At 63.2% G+C, this 7,058-nt stretch carries 7 protein-coding genes; 3 read left to right on the plus strand and 4 right to left on the minus strand.

The features are described 5' to 3' along the window. Positions 1 to 237: 237 nt before the first annotated feature. Positions 238 to 900: a thiaminase II gene (gene tenA, locus VNW74_RS24115; protein WP_325681519.1), complete on the minus strand. Its 663-nt coding sequence runs from the start codon at positions 898 to 900 to the stop codon at positions 238 to 240. A 217-nt stretch (positions 901 to 1,117) separates the two neighbouring features. Between tenA and VNW74_RS24120 the strand changes: the two genes are divergently transcribed. The 3 genes from VNW74_RS24120 to VNW74_RS24130 are packed head-to-tail and all read left to right on the plus strand — an operon-like array spanning position 1,118 to position 2,938. Beyond that, on the plus strand, positions 1,118 to 1,330 hold the full coding sequence (locus VNW74_RS24120; protein WP_325681508.1) for a ferredoxin: 213 nt from the start codon (positions 1,118 to 1,120) through the stop codon (positions 1,328 to 1,330). A 37-nt stretch (positions 1,331 to 1,367) separates the two neighbouring features. After that, positions 1,368 to 1,778, plus strand: coding sequence for a Zn-ribbon domain-containing OB-fold protein (locus tag VNW74_RS24125; RefSeq protein WP_325681510.1), 411 nt, complete (start codon positions 1,368 to 1,370; stop codon positions 1,776 to 1,778). Then, positions 1,775 to 2,938 (plus strand): thiolase C-terminal domain-containing protein, encoded by a 1,164-nt coding sequence (locus VNW74_RS24130; protein WP_325681512.1) that lies wholly within the window; start codon positions 1,775 to 1,777, stop codon positions 2,936 to 2,938. Before VNW74_RS24125 ends, VNW74_RS24130 begins: the two co-directional genes overlap by 4 nt. 43 nt (positions 2,939 to 2,981) lie before the next feature. Here the strand turns inward: VNW74_RS24130 and VNW74_RS24135 are convergent, their stop codons facing one another. The 3 genes from VNW74_RS24135 to VNW74_RS24145 form a co-directional block, all read right to left on the minus strand. Further along, on the minus strand, positions 2,982 to 4,187 hold the full coding sequence (locus VNW74_RS24135) for a cytochrome P450 (RefSeq protein ID WP_325681514.1): 1,206 nt from the start codon (positions 4,185 to 4,187) through the stop codon (positions 2,982 to 2,984). A gap of 569 nt (positions 4,188 to 4,756) precedes the next feature. Next, on the minus strand, positions 4,757 to 5,758 hold the full coding sequence (locus VNW74_RS24140; protein WP_325681515.1) for an SDR family NAD(P)-dependent oxidoreductase: 1,002 nt from the start codon (positions 5,756 to 5,758) through the stop codon (positions 4,757 to 4,759). A gap of 135 nt (positions 5,759 to 5,893) precedes the next feature. Beyond that, positions 5,894 to 7,058, minus strand: a 1,165-nt coding sequence (locus VNW74_RS24145) for an acyl-CoA dehydrogenase family protein (RefSeq protein ID WP_325681517.1), incomplete at its 5' end; no start/stop codon positions are given.

Here is a 7,058-nt window from a genome sequence, read left to right on the forward strand (position 1 = left end):
TTCACGTAATTGTTCAGTCCGGCCATAGCAGCCAACACTAAAGCCAAACAGGCGATCTCGGCCCTCGCATCGCGGGTGAGCTGCAGTACCTTTGCTCAACTGAAACCGTCATGAAATCTTAGCCTCGATCCACCCTGAACCTTCGCTGCATAACGCCAGTTCGGGGCATTTCAGCAGCTATGCAGCGCCTTCCTGTAAGGCCGCTGAGCTCGTGGAACTAGCCCGCGTCGTACGTCGTCAGACATGCCACACCTCGCGGCGCCACGCGGCGTCCCAGAACATCCACTCGTAGCGGGCGGTGGTGGCGAAATGGGCGCGGGCGCGCGTCTCGTCGGCGGCGCATAGGGTCGGGCCAACGTTGTCGGCCAGCGCCAGCACCTCGGCGACGATGGTCTGGTATTCGTCGTCGGCATAGGTGTCGATCCAGCGCTGGTAGCGGCGATCCGGCGAACCGCGCTTAACCAGCTCGGCGCCCACCTCGGCATAAATCCAGTAACACGGCAGCACCGCAGCGAACCCATCGGCGAAGGTGCCGCGGTGAGCGGTGGCCAACAGGTAGCTCGTATAGGCGAGCGTGGTTGGCGCGACCGGCATGGCATCGGGGTTCTGGATGCCCAGTTCGGTTAGCAATGACTCGTGCAGGGCGAGCTCGACCTCGACGGTGCCGGCGGCGTGCCGGGCAAACATGCCGACACCGGCGTGCGTTGGTGCCTTGCTGCCCACAACTGTCAGCGTGCGAGCAAAATCCCGCAGATAGTGTGCGTCCTGGACGACGTAGTGGGTGAAGAGCTCCGGGTCGAGGCTGCCGTCGGTCAGGCCAGCCAGGAATGGGTGCTTCAAGATCGCCGCGTAGGTGCCGGCAGCTTCGGCCCACAACCGTCCCGTCCAGCCGCCTCGCATCACGACTGCGATGATTCCAGCCCGGTAGCCCCCCTGCTCGACTGCAGTTGTCTCAGATACGTCGTGTCATTTCTTCGGCCTCGCCGCGGTCTTCGAAGCGGCCCGATTGGACGCGGTGGGAGCACTGACAGAAGTGCTGAACCCTGTGCATAATTCGAGCTATAATTCATCGATTAGCACTCTTGTAACTTCAATTGCGGCAGGAAGCGAGCGCTGCATGAAAGTGCGGTTGGACCGCGACAGGTGTCGTGGACACAGCCAGTGTTACGCGGTCGATCCAGAGCAGTTCCCCATCGACGACCTGGGCTACAGCACCCTGGAACCGCACGAGGTGGCGCAAGCCCACGAGAGGGTGGTCCGCGCAGGCGTTGCGACGTGCCCCGAAATGGCGCTCATCATTGACGAAGACGGCGGCCAGTGGGCGGAGTAGCAACCACCTGCCCTGAATCCCCTTTGCGAAGGTATCGATGACGCAGCGACCGGTCCCCGTTCCCGACGAAGTCAGTGCCCCGTTCTGGACCGCTGCTGACAACGGCTCTCTGGTGGTCCAGCGCTGCTCGACCTGTCAGGACCTGCAGTATCCGCCCGACATCACCTGCCAACGGTGCCACGGCGATGACCTCTCATTCATCGAGGTGTCCGGGCGGGGGCAGGTGTATTCGTTCGCGACCGTCGATCGCGCGTTCCACCAAGCTTTTGCGGACCGGCTTCCCTACGTCGTCGCCCTGATTGAGCTTGAAGAGGACTCGAAGGTGCGCCTGTTCACCAACATCGTCGACACGGACCTGGAGTCGGTCCGGGTGGGAATGCCGGTGGAGGTTACCTTCAGGGCGAGCGGCGACCGGATGCTTCCTCAGTTCCGCGGAGTGCCCCAGTGAGCCGGCGGTTGGAACCGACTGCAGTGGTCGGCGTCGGCTACGCCCCGACTGCGTTGCGCGGAGGGCCCGGCAAAGAACAGTTGACCCTGCAGGCTTGTCGGGCTGCTCTCCACGATGCCGGACTGCATCCGGAGGACGTCGACGGTCTATTCCAGAGCCGGTTCGGGCCGGAGTCACCTGATACCTTGACCGCCGCCAGACTCCTCGGGATTCCCGACCTAACCGCCTATCAGGACCTGGAGACCACCGGCCCGTCCGGCCTTTCCGGGCCGATGGCCGCGGCTATGGCTGTCGCCTCAGGAGCCTGTGAGGTAGCCCTCGCCTACCGGTGCATGTCCGCCGAGGCCGGTTACCACGGCGGCACCTCACGTGGCCCCACCGAGATCACCGGTCGCGAGCAGTTCACCGCCCCGTACGGCAACAGCACCAATAAGTCGATCCTGGTCAGCATGGCCATGCGGAAGCAACGCCGGATGGCCGAGTACGGCACCACGCAAGAGCACTACGGTTACCTCGCCGTCAACGCACGGCGCTGGGCAGCGATGAACGACCGCGCGCTATTCCGCGAACCGTTGACCCTCGAGGACTACCTTGCCTCGCGCATAGTGGTCGACCCCCTCCTGTTGCTCGACTGCGACCGGCCCGTCAACGGCGCCTCTGCGGTCGTCATCACGTCACCGGCACGCGCCCGAGATCTGCGGAACACGCCGGTGATGATCGAGAGCCTGGCCTACGGAACGGGTCGCAATCCCGACTGGATGTTCGAAGACGACCAGGTCTTCGGAGCCACTATCGACTGCGCGCGAACGCTGTGGCGCCGGTCCGACCTTCGGCCGGACGGGATCGACTGTGCGCAGCTTTACGACGGGTTCACCCACATCACCCTGTCGTGGATCGAAGCGCTCGGGTTCTGTGCCCTCGGCGAGTACGGCGACTGGGTGGCCGGGGGTAAGACTATCGGCCCTGGGGGTTCGCTACCGTTGAACACCGCGGGAGGCCACCTCGGCGAAGGCCGGCTGCACGGCCTCACCCTGCTCATCGAAGCGGTTCTGCAGCTGCGCGGTCAGGCCGGCCTGCGTCAGGTTCCCGGCGCCCGCACGTCCGTGGTGGCCAATTCCTACGGACCCCAGGTCGGCGCAATGACTCTGACGACTGCTTGACCCGCCAAGCGGCACAGAAGCATCCGCGCGTCGACCCCTCGCGTCAGGCCCACGTCAGCGGCAAGCTGTTGAGGCCGTAGACACCACTGTGGTGTTCGACGATCGACTCGCCTTCCGCGATACGGTAATTGGGAATCCGCTTGTGCCATTCCTCAAGTGCGACCGCCAGCTCGACGCGCGCCAGATGCGAACCCAGGCAGCGGTGCGGTCCAGAACCAAAGGAGATATGCCGGAATGGCCCGCGATCGAAGTCGATCTCGGATGCCCGCTCATATTGGTTCGCGTCACGTCCCGCCGCTGCGAGCGGGAACAGCACCATATCGCCCTTCTTCAGCGGGCATCCATGAAATTCGACGTCCTGGGTGACGCGCCGGCCGGGCTGCACAATTGGGTGGGCTCGCAGGAACTCCTCGACTGCCGCGGGAATGACCGTCGTGTCATCGAGGATCCTTTGGCGTAATTCAGGTTTCGTTGCCAACGTATAAAAAGCGTAGGACAACTGTGAAGCGACGGTATTCAGGCCGGCCAGCAACATAAGCGTGCCGAGTGACAGCACGTCGGCGTCGGGGATCGGCTTGCCATCTATCTCCCAGCGCACCGCCTGGCTGAGAATGTCCGACTTCCCGTCGTTTTCGGACTTGCGGGCGTTCGCAATGGCCTCTACGAAGTACTTTGTTATTTCGGCCATTGCCGCCGCGGACTTTTCGCGGGTGGGGTCGGTCTCTTCGTTGAGGTGCAGAGCCTCGTGTTCCCATTTCAGGAATGTGTCGAGATCACTCTGCGGCAGGCCCATAAGGCTCAGGAAGATCGTTGTCGGGAACTTGTTGGCGAATTCGGTCACGAAATCGCAGTGGTCTGCGCTCGCGAGGTGATCGATCAGATCGACTGCGAGAGCACGAACGCCGTCTTTCATCGCCGCCGCCCGGGCCGGGGTGAACAGGGGGGCGAGCAGCCGGCGCCACTTGGTGTGCTCGGGCGGGTCGAGCATCTCAGGGATCCACATGTACGGCGGGTCGGGTTGGATCGGCTCCATCGCGTGGCTGGAAAACAAGTCGGGGCGCGTGTAGCCCTCGGCGATCACGTCGTGATCGGTGAAGACGTAATAGCCTTGCGCGTCCTTCGTGAAGAACACTGGCGGCAGCCTATCGCCGTCGAATTGCTGGAATCCAGTCATTGGCGGGTGGTCCCCGGACGACCAAGAATAGGGCCCGACAGGGCAGGTCGCTGCACCACGTTGCGCGGCGGTCATCGAATGTCTCCTTCTGTCACGCATGTTTGTTGTGCGGTCATGGATGCTTCTGGTGGGATCTGGGTGCGACCTGCCTTGCCCCGCTGGGCCGCGCCGGTGATGAATGCAACCTTGCCGTCCAACCGCCCCATTGCCGTTGCCTTCAGATCGTGGGTGTGCAGATGCGTTGGGTGCGAATACCCGAGTTAAATCGATCACTATTATAGCGACTCAAAGTGTTTCGCACCACACCGGGTCGAGCAAGGAAAATCCGACGGCGCTGGCGACTCGGCACAAGCGGAACAGCCCACCCGGGTTCGCAGGGCGGCAAGCTGCAGGTGGGCGTGCCCATCGAGCCACAACGGCGGCCTTACAACTCGAGCGCCCCTCACATGGACGGACTGATCGGCTTGCCTAGCCGGCCGCGGCCCGAATCATCACCCGGAACAATCTCACACTTAAAGCGCTATATGTGTGTTCGGATTATTCTGGTACCGCGGACGGCTTGCAGTGCACATGAGGGATGCGGTGATCGTAGAGGTGGTGCCTCGCACATGCCGGATACTGGGTCTGCTGCTCCGTGTTCAGTGTCACCGGAGCCATCCTCGTCGTCCGCGTTCGGGATGCAAGACGTCATCGCTCCACAGCACGCACCCGTTCTGCTGTTGGGGGTCTGATAGCGCGACCCGGACGGTAGCCTCCGCAAAGTCTGCGGCGTCGGCCCATTGCGTCTCGTCGGCTGCGGCGAACAGATTCCCTGGCGTCAGAACCGGTTCGGAGGGCAAGAGCAGGTTCGCCGCGATGCCGTAGGGCTGCATTTGCAGCGCAACTGTCTGAGTGAGGTGGTGCATCGCCAACTTGTTGCATCCGTATGGGATCGGTCCGGCGACGGCGTCATCGGTGTATGGTCCCTCGCCGGGGTCCAGTGCGGCTGACGAGCTGATGTTGACGATTGAGCCGCGGTTTGCGTTGATCATGTCAGCCAGCACCAGCTGCATCAGCCGGTAGCTCGCGAACAGCCCAATCTCGAAGTGCATTCTGAACGCCTTGAGTGGCACGTCGAGGATCGAGAGTGTCTGCCATGGCGTCGGTGGTTGGCTCGCGTCGCTCGTTGCGTCAGCCGCCTGTCGAGGTCTTGCGCTACTACGGCTCTGCTGTTGGTGGGTCGCGGCGTCGGCCCGGGATGCCGGCGGGCGCCCCGGCACGGTGAGTGCAGCGTTGTTAATCAAGAGGTCGATGGGTCCGAGTTCAGTGCGCGCCACGTCGTAGAGCTTCTCAACGTCAGCGGCTTGAGATAAATCCGCGGGGATAGCGACCGCGTGTCCGCCGGCTTGGTGGATGTCCTTGACAACGTCGTGAATGGTTCCGGGATGCATGGGACTCCATTCGGTTTCGCTGCGCGCGACGACGGCCACCGCAGCTCCCTCGCGTGCAAACGCGATGGCGATTGCTCGACCGATACCGCGGCTGGCGCCAGTCACGATCGCGGTACGACCGGCGAGCCGAGGCGCATGTGTCATCGTGGCATCGGCCGTAGGTGAGGAGTCAGTGTCAAAGTTGGTCGCGCCGTTCATCATCGGAGGCTGGTGCACTTCTGTTCCTTCGCATTGTCGAGGTGTGTGATGTCCAGGTCGGGTTAAGGCACGCTCGGCGACTTACCGGCCGCGTCGAGTAGCGCGGTCGCCGTGGTGATGTGCCCGATGTCGCCGCAGAGCCGCTATCGCAGGTCATGCCCTGCACTTCGTTTCACCACGCTGGCCCAGTGCGTCGGACGGCGCCTCGATGTTGATCGCGTCGCCGAGCGCAGAGAGTGCGAGTGCAGAGGTCCCGAATTGCACAGTATTGGCCAGAGCGCGTTTGAGATGAAGGTGAACGCCGCTCTCCCAGGTAAAACCGATCCCACCATGCAGCTGCAGGCACGCCTCGTTGACCGCTAGGGCGTTGGGAACGCTGTACGCTTGGGCCATCGCTAGCGCGATCATCCGATCCTCTAACGAGTCAGCGTGACAGGCAATCGCGTACCTCACGATTGCTCGGCCTTGGTTATTGGTGATCCACATGTGCGCCGCGCGATGACGCAGCGCTTGATACGACCCGATCGGACGGCCGAACTGTTTGCGCACCGTGAGGTAGGACGTTGCCTCGTCGAGCGCCCAATCGGCGATTCCCACCGCTTCAGATGCCTGCACCACCGCAGCGATCTGCAGCGCTACAGACAGCATCGTCGGTGCGGACTCGTTGTGTGCCAACGCTATTGCAGGCACTCCCGTGAGCTCGACATCGGAGACCGGCTGTGTCTCGTCGAGGCAGGTACGACGGTTGATGGTCAGCCCGGGCGCTTCGGATTCGACGGCAAACAGCACGGTGCCCGCCGGTCCGACCGCGGGGACGACGAATAGGTCGGCACAATCTGCGGCCAAGACATTGGTGACCCTGCCGGTAAGTGCGCCGTTTCCATCTGCCCTCACCGTGACGTCGACGGGCGCGAAGGGCGACGATGTCGCCGGGACAGTCAGGCAGGCGATCGCACCGGCGGCCAACCGCCCCAACAACTCTGGTGCAGCGTCACTTCCGGCTGACGCCGCTGCGTGGACAACGTTGGTGGCCAGCACGGCGCTGGCGAGGAACGGGACTGGGGCGACAGCACGGCCGAGTTCTTCCACGACAGCAGCCGCGTCTCGCACGGTGGCACCGTGGCCGCCGAATTTTTCGGGAACGAGCATCGCGGTCAAACCCATCTCGTCGGAGATAACTCGCCAGAGGTCACGGTCGTATCCCTGGCGGCTTGCGATGTGGTCGAGGACAGAGGTGGTGCTGCAGCGTTCGGCAAGCGTCTCACGAAGTGCTTTACGCAAGTCGTCGCGAGCCTCGTCCTCCCGCAGTACGGGCATC

The organism is Mycobacterium sp. (assembly GCF_035570115.1).
In the GTDB taxonomy this organism is placed as follows: domain Bacteria; phylum Actinomycetota; class Actinomycetes; order Mycobacteriales; family Mycobacteriaceae; genus Mycobacterium.